At 39.4% G+C, this 16,093-nt stretch carries 13 protein-coding genes; 2 read left to right on the top strand and 11 right to left on the bottom strand.

Annotated elements, in window-relative coordinates; genetic code table 11:
* Positions 1–58: 58 nt before the first annotated feature.
* From yqeH to AWM74_RS07210, 9 genes are all read right to left on the bottom strand, one after another.
* Positions 59–1,186, bottom strand: a complete 1,128-nt coding sequence (yqeH, locus tag AWM74_RS07250; protein WP_016897678.1) for a ribosome biogenesis GTPase YqeH — start codon at positions 1,184–1,186, stop codon at positions 59–61.
* On the bottom strand, positions 1,179–1,709 hold the full coding sequence (locus AWM74_RS07245; protein WP_026465405.1) for a YqeG family HAD IIIA-type phosphatase: 531 nt from the start codon (positions 1,707–1,709) through the stop codon (positions 1,179–1,181). Before AWM74_RS07245 ends, yqeH begins: the two co-directional genes overlap by 8 nt.
* Before the next feature lie 217 nt (positions 1,710–1,926).
* On the bottom strand, positions 1,927–2,814 hold the full coding sequence (thrB, locus tag AWM74_RS07240) for a homoserine kinase (protein WP_026465406.1): 888 nt from the start codon (positions 2,812–2,814) through the stop codon (positions 1,927–1,929).
* Between the two features lie 9 nt (positions 2,815–2,823).
* Complete coding sequence (locus tag AWM74_RS07235; RefSeq protein ID WP_051218141.1) at positions 2,824–4,137, bottom strand: homoserine dehydrogenase; 1,314 nt, start codon at positions 4,135–4,137, stop codon at positions 2,824–2,826.
* Between the two features lie 62 nt (positions 4,138–4,199).
* Positions 4,200–5,744, bottom strand: a complete 1,545-nt coding sequence (locus AWM74_RS07230; RefSeq protein WP_026465408.1) for a Mur ligase family protein — start codon at positions 5,742–5,744, stop codon at positions 4,200–4,202.
* Positions 5,745–5,872: 128 nt separating this feature from the next.
* Positions 5,873–6,100: a YkuJ family protein gene (locus tag AWM74_RS07225; RefSeq protein WP_016897683.1), complete on the bottom strand. Its 228-nt coding sequence runs from the start codon at positions 6,098–6,100 to the stop codon at positions 5,873–5,875.
* Between the two features lie 136 nt (positions 6,101–6,236).
* Positions 6,237–7,493 carry a glycosyltransferase gene (locus AWM74_RS07220; RefSeq protein ID WP_026465409.1) on the bottom strand — a complete coding sequence of 419 codons (1,257 nt, stop codon included), beginning with the start codon at positions 7,491–7,493 and terminating at the stop codon, positions 6,237–6,239.
* Positions 7,494–7,704: 211 nt separating this feature from the next.
* Complete coding sequence (gene ptsP, locus AWM74_RS07215; RefSeq protein ID WP_026465410.1) at positions 7,705–9,438, bottom strand: phosphoenolpyruvate--protein phosphotransferase; 1,734 nt, start codon at positions 9,436–9,438, stop codon at positions 7,705–7,707.
* A 1-nt stretch (position 9,439) separates the two neighbouring features.
* Positions 9,440–9,706 (bottom strand): phosphocarrier protein HPr, encoded by a 267-nt coding sequence (locus AWM74_RS07210; RefSeq protein ID WP_016897686.1) that lies wholly within the window; start codon positions 9,704–9,706, stop codon positions 9,440–9,442.
* Positions 9,707–10,027: 321 nt separating this feature from the next.
* Between AWM74_RS07210 and AWM74_RS07205 the strand changes: the two genes are divergently transcribed.
* Entirely contained in the window at positions 10,028–12,244 is a 2,217-nt protein-coding gene (locus AWM74_RS07205) for an ATP-dependent Clp protease ATP-binding subunit (protein WP_026465411.1), read from the top strand.
* Positions 12,245–12,315: 71 nt separating this feature from the next.
* Here the strand turns inward: AWM74_RS07205 and AWM74_RS07200 are convergent, their stop codons facing one another.
* Positions 12,316–13,332, bottom strand: coding sequence for a YeiH family protein (locus AWM74_RS07200; protein WP_034257958.1), 1,017 nt, complete (start codon positions 13,330–13,332; stop codon positions 12,316–12,318).
* 109 nt (positions 13,333–13,441) lie between these two features.
* On the opposite strand from AWM74_RS07200, the gene AWM74_RS07195 reads away from it, so the two are divergent.
* Positions 13,442–14,326: a LysR family transcriptional regulator gene (locus AWM74_RS07195; protein WP_026465413.1), complete on the top strand. Its 885-nt coding sequence runs from the start codon at positions 13,442–13,444 to the stop codon at positions 14,324–14,326.
* Positions 14,327–14,479: 153 nt separating this feature from the next.
* Here AWM74_RS07195 and AWM74_RS07190 read toward each other — a convergent pair whose 3' ends face one another.
* On the bottom strand, positions 14,480–16,054 hold the full coding sequence (locus tag AWM74_RS07190; protein ID WP_034257959.1) for a peptide chain release factor 3: 1,575 nt from the start codon (positions 16,052–16,054) through the stop codon (positions 14,480–14,482).
* Positions 16,055–16,093: the final 39 nt, after the last annotated feature.

Raw genomic sequence — 16,093 nt, 5'->3', positions numbered from 1 at the left:
GCTCAAATCCGATTTTGCTCTAGCTGATATGCTATGCGACTTTTAAAGCGACTAAAATCTAGATTAATTTTTCTCTGGTAATAATATCAACACCCTTTGGCACGTAAGCCGCAATTTGAACTGGGTCACTTACTGAAACCCAGCCTAAACCTGGAAATACGATATCAGTTGGTGTTTTGATTGAGAATTCTTTGCGGACTAGTCCTGGGAAATTGGCCTCATTTTCTGGGTAAGGCGGTTGTAAAATCCCACCAAGATGTTCTTGGTAAAATTCGTCTGAACCCTCTAATTTACGACGGTGAGGTTTTATCTGACCAGACATATAAACCGTGAAGGACGTCCGTTCACCAGCAATAAAATCAAGACGGGCTAAGCCACCAAAGAACAATGTTTGTTCTGGATTCAGCTGGAAAGTCACAGGTTTGATTTCTTTATTCGGTAAAGCATCCACCAATTCTTTTCCTTCTAAAATAGAGGTCATCTGGCCTGGGTTAATGATTCCAGGTGTATCAATTAAGCTAGCTTCATTACCATTTGCATCGTCAAAAGGAATATCGATTAAATCTAAAGTCGTTCCTGGGAACTGACTAGTTGTAATGACGTCCGCTTCAACACCCGTGGCTTGAAGAATACGGTTAATCAATGAAGATTTACCAACATTAGCCATACCAATCACATAAACATCACGGCCATCACGCATTTCATCGATTTTCGCTAATAAATCGTCAATATTAGCCCGCTTTTTAGCTGAGGTAAGGATTAAATCATCGATTTTAATCCCATTATCTTTCAAGTATTTACGCAACCAATTTTCAATCCGGTTGTGTTTCACTGCCTTTGGAATGGCGTCCATCTTGTTGGCAACCATTAGGATGGGGTTAGACCCTGCAAAACGGTTCAAGCCGTTAATTAAAGAGCCTGCTACGTCAAAGATGTCAATCACGTTAACAATAAGGGCATCTTTTTCACTAAGGGTGTTTAAGATGGCTAAAAATTCATCTGCAGATGTCGATACTTTCTCAAGGGTATTATAATGACGCAATTTAAAACAACGTTGGCAGTATAATAATCCTGATTCGATACCTTTTTGGTAGGCAGATTGCGGGGTGTACCCGCGTTTGTCTGGTTGGTCAGTCTGAATTTCAGCACCACAACCAACGCAATATAGTGTTTCTTCGTTAGACAATATTATTCCTCCACTTCAAGTCGGGATGTTTCTTTTCAATTCTCTTGAATAAGAATTTTTCAATTTTACGGTTTAATAGGGTCCATACCAAGTCTGTTTCAACTAATGGCATGACCAAGATACTGCGAATGCCTAGGCGGTTACCACCAAAAACATCGGTTAAAAGTTGGTCACCAACAATGACTACTTCATCCTGGCTGACACCAAGCATGTCAATGGCCCGTCTAAATCCTCTACGAGAAGGTTTTTTAGCATCTGAGGTAAAGAGTACCCCTAGCTGGTCAGCAACACGTTTCACACGGCCGTGATGGTTATTGGATAAGATGACAACAGGTATCCCCGCTTCTTCCATGGTTTGTAACCAAGCGCGCAGCTCCGGTGTCCCATCCGGGTTATCCCATGCAATCAAGGTGTTATCTAGGTCGGTGATCACGCCTTTGATATTATGTTTGGCTAATTGATCAGGTGTCAATTGATAGATACGTTCTATCATCCAGGTTGGTTTAAAATAGTCTTTTTTCATGCCGGCCTCCCTTATTTTCATGAATAGTATACCATAAGCGGCCCCTTGATTCACTTATGTAAAGGCCTGTTCACCGCATGTTTCATAAGTATAAACTTTTGGCAAAATGCTGCAAGCCGAGTTGGCGGATAGTAGCCATTTTCCAAAAAGCAAAGCAACAAAAAATGCTACGAGCATATCAGTCTGACATGCTCGTAACATTATCAATCGTCTAAAATCACATATTCTCTACTATAACCCCATCTGAGGCAAAGTCAAGTGTCTTTATCTGTACGTCAAGATTTAATTGGCTGATTGCTTCAACAATTTGATCTGAGGCAGTAGCTTGGACAAGGGTCATAATAGTTGGGCCGGCACCTGATAGGTAAGTCCCGTAAACCCCGTCAACTCTTGACAAAACTTGGCGGATTTCACCTAATTCTGGCACTAATTGCGCCCGGAATGGTTCATGCAGCTGGTCCATTTCCATCAAGGTACCCACTGCTTCAATGTCCCCTTCTAACAACTTACTGACGAAGACGTTGCCAATACCATTCGCTCGAACTGCATCTGCAAAGACCAATTCTTTCGGCAAAACGGCTCTCGCTTGTTTAGTTAATAGCTCACGGTTAGGGACGGTCGCAATAAAATGCACATCCTCTAATAAAGACTTCGTCCACAAGACATGGGTTAAATCCATGGCTACAGATACTACTAACCCGCCCGCTAAAGCTGGCGCAATGTTATCTGGGTGCCCTTCGATTTCGTTAGCCATGTTAATCTTTTCATCCATTGACCAATTAGCCCCAGCTAAAATTTCAGCAATGGCAATACCCGCCACAATGGCTGAAGATGATGACCCTAAACCACGGGCTGTCGGGATGTCACTAGTCATTTTTAAATAGTGGGGCTTGGCATCCGGTGCGAACCGTAAAATTGTTTCAATCACCATGTTGGATGCATCAGTTGGAATCCCTTCGCCTAGGTCATGGTCAATTTGCCATTGTTCACTAGGGCTAAGAATATCCACCGTTAAATATAGGCTAACGGCAACACCGATTGAATCAAAGCCGGGTCCCATATTGGCTGAAGTCGCCGGGACTTTCACACGTACCTTTTCTACCATATCGGTCACCTACTTCGCTTCAGGCAACACAGAATAGTAAGAAATCAGGTTTAATTCAGGACTATCTTGTGTGGCTTGATTGATTTGTTGTAATTGGGCTTGTGACATTTCATGAGTGACAACCACAATTTTCGCTGTCTTATCGTCAGATGACGGTTCTTGGAATACCTTGTCTAAGCTGACTTTCGCATCGTCAAAGATTTGGACAAGCTTGATGAATTGCCCTTGTTTGTCTTCAGTTTCAAAATGGAAGAAACCGACAGATTTGATATCTTCAGCCTTTTTCCAAGCGGCATCTTGACTGTAATTCGCAAATGGTTGACCAGTCGTTTCTGTGTGAATATGTTGACCAATGGCCATAATATCTGAAACCACCATAGCGCCTGTAGGTAATTCGCCGGCACCTGGCCCGTAGAACATCATCTCGCCAGTCGCTGCTCCCTCAGTAAAGACAGCATTCATTTCGTTACGAACAGTTGATAATGGATGGGTTTTTGGTACTAAGGTTGGCGCCACTTCAGCGTATACAGTACCGTCTACAAAGTTTGCACGACCAATTAGCTTGATCACATAACCTAATGAGCTAGCAACTTGGATATCACGAGCTGTGACATGACGGATTCCTTTGACTGGAATTTCGTTCAAGTCGACAGTCACCCCAAAGGCCATTTTCGTTAAGATTACAATCTTACGGGCTGCATCTAAACCATCAACATCGCCTGATGGGTCTGCTTCTGCTAAACCTAAAGCTTGGGCTTCCGCTAAGACTTCATCGAAGCCACGACCTTGTTCCACCATTTTTGTCAAAATGTAATTCGTTGTCCCGTTGACAATACCTGATACAGAGAATAACTTGTCTGACGCTAGTGGCGTACGTAAACTGTTTAAAATTGGAATACCACCAGCAACTGCCGCTTCATATAAGAAGTCTAATTGATGGTCTTGGGCATATTGGATTAAATCTAAACCGCGTTTAATCGCCACCAAGTCCTTATTAGCAGTTACGATGTGTTTACCAGCGCGTAAAGCAGATTCAATACAGTCAGCTGCGAATGTTGTTCCACCCATCGCTTCAACGACAATATCAATTGAAGGATCGTTGATGACATCATTGAAATCAGTTGTCAATTGAATGCTTTCTGGTAATCCGGGATGTTTCGCTTTTGATTTTTCAATATCGCGGACAAAAATCTTCGTTACTTGGTATTGAATACCTTCCGTATCTGACATTTTTTGTGCGTGATCGTGCATAATTTTGGCTACGCCACCACCGACTGTACCTAGACCAAGTAATCCAATATTAATTTGTTTCAAATTTGCCACCTCTTTAGTTCATTATATTTTATCATTTATATTTCATGATATTCTCATAATTTTCTCTACTCTTAAATTCTACCCTTAAATTCATAAAAAGCAATCAATTGTTGAACATATTCAAAATCAGGAACATAGAATTCGTTACGGCCATTAATTTTGATCGTATCTTCAGACCCCTTACCAGCTACCACAATGGTCGTCGGTTTCCCGGACGCAATCGCATCCTTATAGGCCATATAGATTGATCCGGTCCGATCTAAATTGCTTCTTACTTTAGCATCTGGATTGACCCCGTTAATGGCTTCTTCAATTTCAGCCATGATTTTATAAGAGTCTTCAAAGTTTGGATCATCACTGGTTAAATAAATTTCATTGGTATTTAAACCAGCCACATGGCCCATATCAGCACGTCTGTTTTCAGCTTTACCACCGGCTGATCCAAAAACGATGCGGATGTCATTATCAGGGGCCATTTCTTTAACAGATGAGAATAATTCTTCAAAAGAAATCTTGTTGTGCGCGAAATCAACAACAAAGGTTAATTGATTGTCCGCACTACGATAAATTTCCATCCGGCCATCAGTTTTGGCATCGCCTAAAGCCTTTTGAATTGTTGCCCACTCTACATCGTTTTCGCGCGCAATCGCCGCAGCCACTAAAGCATTGTTGATATTGAAGTGCCCTAAGACATTTAAAGCCATCGGAATCGTTTCACCTTGGTTTTTCACCACAAAAGTCTGTTTGGTTTCACTAAAAGCTAATTCATCGGCAAAATAATCAGCCGCCGGGTTCTTGCGTGAAACAGTCACAATCCGTTCAATATTTTCAGCATCTTGTGCTGCTTTTAAAATTTCTTCATAATGGTCCGTATCTTCATTGATGACGGCCACTTTACCGTGGTCAAAAATCCGTAATTTTGACTGGAAGTAGTCAGCAAAAGTGGGATGTTCAACTGGTGATATATGGTCTGGTGATATATTTAAAAAGGCCACCACTTGCATCTTCACGTCATCAACGCGGTGGTATTTTAAGGCTTGACTGGATACTTCCATAGTTGCCCGTTTCACCCCATTGTCTCGCATTGTTGCTAGCATTTCATATAAATCCATGGCTTCCGGCGTAGTAAGAGTTGATGGTGTTTTTTCTAGGCCATCATAGTTAAAGGTAGATGATACGAAACCAGGTAGTGCTTGCCCTTTTTTCTGACTGTCTAGAGTCAAAATTTGGTTAACAAAACCTGCAGTGGTTGTTTTACCCTTGGTACCTGTAATCCCTGAAATGGCCACGTCTTGCCAAGGTGATTGGTAGAAGAAGTTGGCGAGCTGAGCCATCGCTAGGCGGATATCTTCAACGATAATGCCTGGGATGTCTGCTGCGTAATCTTGTTCTGATAGGTAGGCCACTGCCCCGCGGTCAACGGCATCTTTTAGGTATGATGCCTTAAAGTTTAGCCCCTTACAAACGAATAAGGTGTTGGCTGTCACCGCACGCGAGTCGAAGGTGATGCGATCAATTACGACCTCGTCTGCAGTATTTTCTTGTGTAATGGTTGTTGCGCTGCCACTGTCCTTAAAAAAAGCTATAGCACGCGATAATTTCATTGAATCTGACATGTTAAACTCCCTCTACTCCATATAAATAAAAAAAGGATCGTGATGCCACGACCCTCTATACGACACAGAATGTCTGCCATATTGGTAGTTCTAGTAGGTCACCCTACAATTTCAACTGCATTGGTTAATTATTGAATTAACTCGTAGATTTCCATTGCGACTAAATCAATGTCATCAAATTGGAAAGTTTCGTTGATTGTTAAGTCCTCTAATTCAAAACTTTCAGACTCTTTGTTAAAGCGTACAATACACTTCTCAACGCCCTCTTTTTCAAAACGACGTACTTCGATTTCTGAGTCATCAGAAAGCATCGCTTTTAATCGGGTAATAATTGCTTCTAATCGAGATGATTGCATAATAATCTCCTTTCGCCTTCTTATCTTTGTCATTTTAACACTCTTTGGGTGAATAAAAAACCTTTAAGTGCATAAGAAATGAATTAATTTCAGCGAAGCCTTTTCATTGAAAAATGACGGCCCGTATTAAAGCTGACTATTCATCCTTTCTGCGAATATAGAAAGACGGAAAGTACTTGCTAGTCCACTTCAAGGGCTTATGTAATTCTGCAAAAGAAGAAGATAGGTAAACACTTCGGCCAATTAAATTTCTCGGTTTCTCTGACTGCAATTCAATCATGTACTGATAAATATGGTACAAGTCTTCATAGAAAACGTCCGCCGACACATGGTAAATCAATGGCGCTAGCCCTTCTGTTAATGTAGATTGCGTAGCTGCAATAGCCTTCACAGATTGCGGAAAGTCTGTCACTTCGGTTAATAAATGACCGAACGTTGCAATATCTTCAAGGGCCGCTAGATAAGGCGTCTTCATGGCAATCACCGGTAAATGGTTGGTGATGGCTTCAATAAAGGTTAAGCCTTGCGTTTCTGAAGTTGATAAATTCACATAAACATCCGCCGCTTGGTACAAGACGTTGACTTGGTCATGAGCCACAAAGCCTGGGAAAACGACTTTATCCGTCAAGTTCAGTTCGGCTGTTAACTCTTTTAACTCTTTTAATTGTGGCCCGTCTCCAGCAAGTAATAACTTTGCATTCGGAATATCCGCTAGCACCTGAGGGAACTGCTCGATAATCGCGATTAAGTTTTTTTCTTCAGCAATACGGTTAATCGATAATAGTAAATACTCATCTTGTGCAATACCCCAGCTTTGTCTAAAGTTTTTTAAGACATCTTGGTCAATTTTCTTAGGTAACTTTACCCCGGTTGCCAAGACATGAATGGGTTTTTGAATTTGATAGTCTCGTAAAACATCTTTCATCTGACCACTAGGTGAAATGACCAAATCAGCTTGATCACAGAAAAGTTTAGACAAATGAACGACCGTTTTTCGAGAAATTAATTTGCCGTTCAAAATATAATGGAGGTATTTCTCATACCAAGTGTGGTAAGTGTGCACTAGTGGAATCCTCATATAGCGCGCTACGCTTACCCCCATCAACCCCATAGAAAACTCCGTTTGGGAATGGACGATATCTATTTCTAACTCTTTACATTTACGGTAAATCGATGCAAAGGAAGGAATCGCCACTCGTCTATCCTTGAAGAATAGAAAAGGAACTGATTCATAGCGAAAGACATGGTCTTCAATTTCTGCCTTTGGATCAGATGTCGTAAAGATATATACTTGATGTCCGTTATCCTCAAACGTTTCTTTTAATGTTTGAATTGATGTAGCGACCCCACTTACTTGTGGAAAGTAGGTATCGGTAAAGATCGCGATATTCATCTAAACACTCCTTAGATGCCCTTTTTGTTTTAATCCTGTCATATATCCTATCATAACAGAAAAATTGTAATTAAAAAATCACCTGAAGGCAACTTAATTGTAAAGAATACGATAAGGAATCTGTTTGCTTTGGTTTGTTACTAAGACGATGAGAAAACCCCACCAAGATCCATGATCTCAGTGAGGTTTTCAGTATGTTTATTTGAAATGATTATAAGTCAGCTAATTCAGGAACTGCTGCTTTAATTAAAGCTTCTGCTTCGTCTGAAGAAGTTGCTTCCGTAACCACTTTGTTGGCTAATTCAGCCATTTCGTTTGAATCTAATTTAGAAATTAATGATCTGATTTTCAGTACAGAAGATGCAGACATAGAGAATTCATCTAAGCCCATACCTACTAATAATGGGGCAGCCATTGGTTCACCGGCCACTTCACCACACATACCAGTCCATTTACCTTCTTTATGACTAGCATCGATAACGTTTTTAATTAATCGTAATACAGATGGGTTAAATGGTTGGTACAGGTATGAAACGTGTTCGTTCATACGGTCAGCCGCCATTGTATATTGGATTAAGTCGTTAGTACCGATAGAGAAGAAGTCAACTTCTTTAGCGAATTGATCAGCAATCACAGCGGCTGCTGGGATTTCGATCATGATACCCACTTGGATGTCATCCGCAACTTCAACACCTTCTGATTCTAATTTAGCTTTTTCTTCCTCGTAAATTGCTTTCGCAGCGCGGAATTCAGGTAAATTAGAAATCATCGGGAACATGATGCGTAATGAACCGTATACAGACGCACGTAATAAAGCACGTAATTGTACACGTAATAATTCAGGTTGGTTTAATCCGATACGGATTGCACGATAACCTAAGAATGGGTTCATTTCTTCTGGTAATTGTAAGTAAGGTAAGTGTTTGTCCCCACCGATGTCCATTGTACGAACAACGACTGGATGACCATTCATACCTTCTAAAACAACTTTGTAAGATTCGAATTGCTCATCTTCAGTTGGCATTTCGTCTGAATCCATGTATAAGAATTCAGTACGGTATAAACCAATTGCTTCAGCACCGTTTGAATGTACACCTTCTAAATCTTTTGGCGTACCGATGTTGGCAGCGATTTCGAATTTCTTGCCGTCTTTAGTTAAAGTCTCAGCGTCTTTAAGTTTTTCCCACTCAGCTTTTCGAGCTAAGAAGTCAGCAGCAATTTTTTCGTATTCTGCGATTGTTGCGTCGTCAGGATTTACAATAACATCACCGTTTAAACCATCAACAATGACAGTGTCACCGTCATTAATTTCTTTAGAAACATTACCAGTCCCTACAACCGCTGCAATTTCCAATGAACGAGACATAATCGCTGAATGTGACGTACGTCCACCGATATCAGTCGCAAAACCTTTAACAAATTGGCGGTTCAATTGTGCAGTATCACTTGGCGTTAAGTCATAAGCCACAACAACCACTTCTTCATCAATTGTTGAAAGGTCAGGGATTTTAACACCTAATAAATGTGCTACTAAACGATCAGTAACATCTTTGATGTCAGCTGCACGTTCTTGCATATAAGGGTTGTCTTCCATACCTTTGAAGATTTCGATGTAGAAGTCAGCTGTTTGACGAACAGCAGATTCTGCATTCAATGTTTCATCATCAATTTTTTGGGTGTAAGCTTGCTGCAATTCCGGATCTTCAAGGACCATTAAATGCGCGTCAAAGACTTGCGCTTCCTCTTCTGACAAGGATTTAGCTGCAACCGCTTTAATTTTTTCGATTTCTACTTTTGAGTCGGCTATAGCTTTTGCTAAGCGTTCTTTTTCTTGTTGTGAATCATTAGATTTTGAAATTTCAAAACTTAAATCAGGTTCTTCAACTAAGAACGCTTTAGCGATGGCAATGCCATCGCTAGCCACGATTCCTGTTAATTTTGTCATATTATTCTGATAACCCTTCATTTTTCATAGTGTCAGCAATTGTTTGGATTGCTTCTTCTTCGTCATCACCTTCAGCAGTGATTACAACGTCAGAACCTTGACCTACACCTAAAGACATTACGCCCATGATAGATTTCAAGTTTACAGATTTACCTTTGTATTCTAAGTTAATATCTGAGTTAAACTTGCTTGCAGATTGCACCAATAAAGTTGCAGGACGTGCGTGGATACCAGTTTCAGCTGTAATGTTAAATTCTTGTTTTTTCATAATCAAAAATCTCCTTTAAAATGTTTTATTTATACCTTTATAAATAGGCAAGAGTTATTATAGCTTATCTATTTGCAAAGTAAAACGTCACAAACTAGACTATACCATAATTAGAAAACTCTTTCACTTATAATTTACCAAAAAAATAGCGTTTCCACAAGGTTTTTCACTTGGATAGCACATGAATTATTTTGATTGAGACCTTTTAGTTGAAAGTCAAAATTGGTCAGAGTATAATAGAGCTATTAGCAGTTATATTGAAATGCTGCGAATTAAAAATTGCAAGCAACCCCCTTAGCATTAAATAAAGGAAGTGTTTATATGTTATGTCAAAACTGTGGCGAACGCGACGCCGTCATTCATGTATACGCAAATGTGAATGGCCGACGTGAAGCAGTGAACCTCTGCCAAACATGCTACTCACAGCTATCTCAAGGTAAACAAACCAACAATTTAAATAACAACAACAGTAACGGTAACAACCCCTTTGGTGGCTATAGCTTTGATGACTTATTACGTCAAATGCAACAACAAGGCTTTTCTACTAATTCGCAAAATAAAGCTCAAGCTGGCCAAGGTGGCAACAATGACGATTCTATCTTAGGCAATTACGGGACCAACTTGACTGACCAAGCTAAAGCTGGTTTAATCGACCCAATTATCGGTCGTGACGATGAAATTATCCGAGTGATTGAAATCCTGAACCGTCGGACAAAAAACAATCCTGTTCTAATTGGTGAACCAGGTGTTGGTAAAACAGCGGTTGTCGAAGGACTCGCTCAAAAAATTGTTGAGCACGCTGTACCGGAAAAATTGCGCAACAAAGAAGTCATCCAATTAGATGTTGCTTCGCTTGTTCAAGGGACTGGTATCCGCGGTCAATTCGAAGAAAAAATGCAACAATTAATGAATGAAGTCCGTGAAAATAAAAATATCATTCTATTTATAGATGAAATTCATGAAATTGTCGGCGCTGGTTCAACCGAAGGCGGCTCACTAGATGCTGGTAATATTCTAAAACCAGCCCTAGCCCGTGGAGAACTCCAATTAGTGGGTGCTACTACTTTAAATGAATTTAGAAAAATCGAAAAAGATGGCGCCCTAGCCCGTCGTCTACAACAAGTCATGGTAGCTGAACCTTCTGTAGAGGAAACCCTTGAAATTATTAAAGGTATTCAAGAAAAATACGAAGCTTTCCATAACGTGAAATATAGTGATGAAGCGATTGAAGCAACTGTCCGTTTATCTGACCGGTATATAACTGACCGCCAATTACCAGATAAAGCCATCGATTTATTAGATGAATCTGGTTCTAAAATGAACTTAACTATTCCATTCTTAGACCGTGAATCCTTGAAAAATCAAATTGATGAATTAACCAAACTAAAAGAAATGGCCACAGAGGCAGAAGATTACGAGAAAGCAGCCTACTACCGTGACCAATTAAATAAATACCAAGGCATGTATGATAGCAACCAAAATGTGACTGAAAAGACCCCAACGGTTACTGCTAGCGACATCCAAGCGATTATCGAAACCAAAACCGGTATTCCTGTTTCAGACTTGCAAGAATCTGAGCAAAACCAATTAATCAACCTAGACGAAAACTTGAAACAACACGTCATTGGTCAAGACGATGCTGTAGAACACATTGCTAAAGCCATCCGCCGTAATCGCGTTGGTTTGAGCCGTCAAGACCGTCCGATCGGATCTTTCATGTTCGTCGGGCCAACCGGTGTTGGTAAGACTGAATTAGCTCGTCAACTAGCTATTCAATTATTTGGTAGACACGAAGCTTTAGTTCGTTTTGATATGTCTGAATATATGGAAAAACATGCTGTATCTAAATTGATCGGTTCACCTCCAGGATATGTAGGTTATGACGAAGCTGGCCAATTAACTGAACAAGTACGTCGTCAGCCATATTCAATCATCTTATTAGATGAAATTGAAAAAGCCCATCCAGATGTCTTAAATATCTTCCTACAAATCATGGAAGACGGTCGTTTAACAGACGCCCAAGGACGGACTGTATCCTTTAAAGATACCCTAATCATCATGACATCAAATGCCGGTTCAGATGGCGTTGAAGCTAGTGTTGGTTTCGGGGCAAGCAAACAAGGTAAACAACAAAGTGTCATGAACAAGATTGGTGACTACTTTAAACCTGAATTCTTGAACCGTTTCGATGCCATCATCGAATTCCAACCGCTAACTAAAACAGAATTGATTGTGATTGTTGACCTACTATTAGACAACATGAACAACTTATTAGCCAACCAAGATATCCATGTAAATGTTGATGACAAGGTCAAAGAACGGTTAGTTGAACTTGGCTATGATCCAAAACTTGGTGCCCGCCCATTAAGACGTGTCATCCAAAGTCAAATCGAAGACCAAGTCGCAGATACCTACCTAAAAAACAGTGATATTCACGAAATTAATTTCACAACAAATACTGACGACGAAATTGTAGTAAGTGTAAGTGAAAATGAAAATTCATCAAACTTAGAATCAGATGAAAGTACAACTAAATAAACACAAAGAAAAGGAATTGTGGCTTCATTGCTACAATTCCTTTTTTATAAATAATATTTATTCTTTTATCGTTAGAAATGGTTTGTTAGGAATAGAACAACAATGGCAACAACGACTACAAGTGAATCGACTATAAAGCCTAGAATCATTGGTTTAGGACCAATTTTTTGAATATCTTTAAAGCTGGTCGTTAATCCAATTGCAGATAAGGCCATGATCATGCTAAATTTTGAAGCACTTGAAATAGATGGTGCAATAGCATCTGGTATAATACCAGTACTTCTCAAAGCCACAACGACTAAAAATAAAATGATGAAATAGGGAAATATTTTTCGTAAATCAACAGGTGTGTGGTGGTTTGTTCCCTGCGCCTTATTTTCTAGTCGTTCATTAATAACAGAGAAAACAAGCACATATGGGATGATGAATAACGTACGTGTGAGTTTTACAATAACCGCTACGTTCCCACCAAGTTGTGAGAAAGCATAACCAGCAGCTACCACCGAAGACGTGTCATTCACCGCAGTACCAATCCAATGACCATATCCTGTATCAGACATCCCCAGCGCAATCCCTATCCATGGAAAAATAATTACAGTAATAATATCAAAGATAAAGGTCGCAGAAATTGCATAAGTAATATCTTCATGTTTCGCTTTTATAACGGGTCCAACCGCTGCCACAGCTGATCCTCCACAAATCGCAGTACTCACTGCTAATAAATTTGTTAGCTTCCAATTTACCCCAAAAAACTTACCAATCAAGTTACCAACACCAAAGGCTGTCAACATTGTAAATGTCATTAAAAACAGTGCATATTTTCCAACATCCCACACTTCAGCAAAGTTCAGATTCACGCCCATCAAAATAATTCCTAATCGTAAGATTTTCTTTGATGAAAAAGTAACCCCTGAATATAGCTGTTGATGTTTCATGAAGAAAGGATTTAATGCCATCCCAACTAGCAGAGCCATCACAGTCGCACCAATGATATCACCTGGTAATAAGCTACTCAGCGCTATGGCTATCACTGCAACTAAGGCACTAAGTGATAAGCCTGGTATTAGATTTTTTCCTTTTTCTATCATAATTCTCCTCCAAATCATTATTCATATCTTGAATATAGCATAAGGTTTCCATAAAATATAATTATCATATTTTATATTTACATCAATAATTATTATAAGGATGGTGGATATGCTAGATAATCGTTTACAAACTTTTTTAACCCTTTGTGAGCAAGGGAGTTTTACTAAAACGGCTGAAATCTTAAACATGACTCAACCTGCTGTTTCTCAGCATATACAATATTTAGAACACTACTATCAAATCATTTTAATAGCTGAAAAAGGCAAAAACTTCTCGCTTACTGAAGAAGGTAAAGCTCTTCAACAATATATCAAGTTATTAAAAGCAAATGCTGAACGTATATTGCCACTGCTCCACCGTGTAAAAGATAAGGTTTATCCTCTACACTTTGGTGCAACCCTAACCATTGGTGAATATACTATGCCGCCCATTCTACATCAGATATTTGAAGAAAAACCTGCTACAAATATTTCAATGTTTGTTGAAAACACCCATATTCTACAAGAGATGCTTTGGGACGGTAAGATTGACTTCGCTCTATTAGAGGGCCATTTCAACCAGCAGGAATTTGAACATAAGTTGATTTCAAATGAAGAGTTTATCGCTATCTGTTCGCCTGAAAATATCCTAGCAAAAAAAGCCATTCTTTTAGAAGATTTGCTTGATCAGCAACTTATTTTACGGGAGCCAGGGAGTGGTACACGTGATATTTTAGAACAAGCTTTATATAACCAGAATCTTCATATTGACGACTTTATTGGTAGAACTCAAATCACAAATATGAATGTCATTAAAGCTTTATGCCATCAAAATATGGGTATCACCTTTATGTACCGTGAAGCTGTGAAAGAAGAATTAGCAACTGGTTATCTTGTTGAAATTCCATTAGTAAACTTTAATATTCAACATCCCTTTAATTTCGTTTACTTAAAGGATGCACCTGACAAACAGCAAATCGAATCTTGGTTTGAAACAATTATGCGTCTAAGATAGTGCTTAGTCTTGCATATCTACAACAATAATAGCCCTATTCATAAGGATAGGTCATTAGCTAAACTACACAAAAAACCACTAAATGATCACAACATAAATTGTAATCGTTTAGTGGTTTTATATGGCTCATTTATTGTTATAGGAAACTATCGCCTACAGTAAAGTTTCCAAATGTACATCCGGATACTTTCCTTGGAACCAATTTACGGCAAAATTATTCTCGAATAGGAATACTGGGTTTCCATGGATGTCTTTACATAGTAAGTTACGACTTGATGACATCTTAGGATCTAATTCTTCCTCAGAAATCCAACGCGCAATTTTATTACCCATTGGTGACATATCTACTTCAGAGTTATATTCATTTAATAAACGGTATTGGAAAACTTCAAATTGTAATTGACCAACAGCACCAATAATGTATTCTTCAGAATGCCATGTTCTATAAAGTTGAATTGCACCCTCTTGTACTAATTGTTGCATACCTTTGTGGAATGATTTTTGTTTCATCACATTTTTAGGTGAAACTTTCATGAATAATTCTGGTGTAAATTGTGGTAGTGGTGGGAATGATACGGCCTTTTTACCTGTATAAATAGTATCACCAATTTGGAAGTTACCAGTATCATATAAACCGATAATATCTCCGGCTACAGCCTTTTCAACGTTTTCTCTAGAATCAGCCATAAATCGCGTAGTATTATTTAATTTAATTTTCTTGTCTGTACGGGTTACTTTAACATCCATACCTTCTTCAAACGTACCTGATACAATACGTACAAAGGCGATACGGTCACGGTGACGCGGATCCATGTTAGCTTGGATTTTAAAGATAAAGCCAGTTAATTCAGTATCTGTTGGCTCAACTTCTTCACCTTCATCAACAGTATCCACTGCTGAAGGTGCTGGCGCAAAATCAACAAAAGCATCTAGGAAAGTTTGCACACCAAAACCAGTTAAAGCCGATCCGAAGAATACTGGCGTTAATTCACCAGCAGCAATTGCTTCTGCGTCAAAGTCATTACCAGCTTCACGCATTAATTCTGCGTTTTCCAAGGCTTCGGTATAAATAGATGATTCTTTAAATTTAAAGTCGCCTTCAACTTCACCGTCTTCGTTCAATGGTAGGAAATCGTTACCACCATTTTCTTCTGGATGGGTTAATTCAACACGGTTGTTGTAGAAATCATATAAACCAAGGAATTGTTTCCCCATACCCATTGGCCAGTTCATTGCATAGGCATCGATGTCTAACACTTCTTCAAGTTCAGCAACTAAGTCCATCGGTTCACGGCCATCACGGTCTAATTTGTTCATAAAGGTGAAAATTGGAATTCCACGCATACGACAAACTTGGAATAATTTCTTAGTTTGAGGCTCGATCCCTTTACCTGAGTCAATTACCATCACGGCCGCATCTACAGCCATCAATGTACGGTAAGTATCCTCAGAGAAGTCCTCATGTCCTGGGGTATCCACTAGGTTGATTTGGTAACCATCGTAGTCTACCTGCATCACTGAAGATGTAACGGAAATCCCACGTTGTTGCTCAATTTTCATCCAGTCAGACTTGGCGAATTTACCTGATTTTTTCCCTTTAACAGTACCCGCTTGACGGATAGCACCTGAGTATAATAATAATTGTTCTGTAATCGTCGTTTTACCAGCATCCGGGTGGGAAATGATGGCAAAGGTACGGCGTTTTGCTACTTCTTGCGTTAAGTTCATCCTCTTCATCCTTTTTCATTTTTATTATTGATTATGTCT

This window comes from Aerococcus urinaeequi (assembly GCF_001543205.1).
GTDB classification, from domain to species: domain Bacteria; phylum Bacillota; class Bacilli; order Lactobacillales; family Aerococcaceae; genus Aerococcus; species Aerococcus urinaeequi.
Note: the sequence above shows the minus strand (reverse complement) of the source record. Positions and strands in the feature narration are given on the sequence as shown.

Coding starts and splice junctions, on each gene's coding strand:
- AWM74_RS07220 (WP_026465409.1), bottom strand. CDS start 7,493: ATGAATATCGCGATCTTTACCGATACCTACTTTCCACAAGTAAGTGGG.
- AWM74_RS07210 (WP_016897686.1), bottom strand. CDS start 9,706: ATGAAAAAACAAGAATTTAACATTACAGCTGAAACTGGTATCCACGCA.
- AWM74_RS07230 (WP_026465408.1), bottom strand. CDS start 5,744: ATGTCAGATTCAATGAAATTATCGCGTGCTATAGCTTTTTTTAAGGAC.
- AWM74_RS07190 (WP_034257959.1), bottom strand. CDS start 16,054: ATGAACTTAACGCAAGAAGTAGCAAAACGCCGTACCTTTGCCATCATT.
- ptsP (WP_026465410.1), bottom strand. CDS start 9,438: ATGACAAAATTAACAGGAATCGTGGCTAGCGATGGCATTGCCATCGCT.
- AWM74_RS07245 (WP_026465405.1), bottom strand. CDS start 1,709: ATGAAAAAAGACTATTTTAAACCAACCTGGATGATAGAACGTATCTAT.
- AWM74_RS07205 (WP_026465411.1), top strand. CDS start 10,028: ATGTTATGTCAAAACTGTGGCGAACGCGACGCCGTCATTCATGTATAC.
- AWM74_RS07225 (WP_016897683.1), bottom strand. CDS start 6,100: ATGCAATCATCTCGATTAGAAGCAATTATTACCCGATTAAAAGCGATG.
- AWM74_RS07195 (WP_026465413.1), top strand. CDS start 13,442: ATGCTAGATAATCGTTTACAAACTTTTTTAACCCTTTGTGAGCAAGGG.
- thrB (WP_026465406.1), bottom strand. CDS start 2,814: ATGGTAGAAAAGGTACGTGTGAAAGTCCCGGCGACTTCAGCCAATATG.
- AWM74_RS07200 (WP_034257958.1), bottom strand. CDS start 13,332: ATGATAGAAAAAGGAAAAAATCTAATACCAGGCTTATCACTTAGTGCC.